General features: G+C 60.9%; 1 pseudogene. It reads right to left on the bottom strand.

The features are described 5' to 3' along the window. Positions 1–238 (bottom strand): annotated as a pseudogene (locus WLY71_RS31035) (UDP-glucose 4-epimerase GalE); the annotation flags it as partial.

Genomic DNA, 238 nt, shown 5'->3' with positions numbered 1-238 from the left:
ATGTGTTGGCCCTGCGGGGATCGGCCACAAGGCGTGGTGGATCGCCCGCGCGACGTGGCGCTTCGCTGACAGAGATATCCTGGCCGGTCACGTAGCGCGCGGTATCTATCACTTGCTGTCTGAGAAACCTTGACCGTTACCGAGGTTGAACGCGGTGCTTGCACCCCCTGCCAGCAGATAATCCACGGCAAGTGCGTGAGCTGCAACGAGGTCGACAACGTGGACGTAGTCGCGAATG

It is taken from the genome of Pseudomonas rossensis (genome assembly GCF_039888995.1).
Classification (GTDB): Bacteria; Pseudomonadota; Gammaproteobacteria; order Pseudomonadales; family Pseudomonadaceae; genus Aquipseudomonas; species Aquipseudomonas rossensis.
Note: the sequence above shows the minus strand (reverse complement) of the source record. Positions and strands in the feature narration are given on the sequence as shown.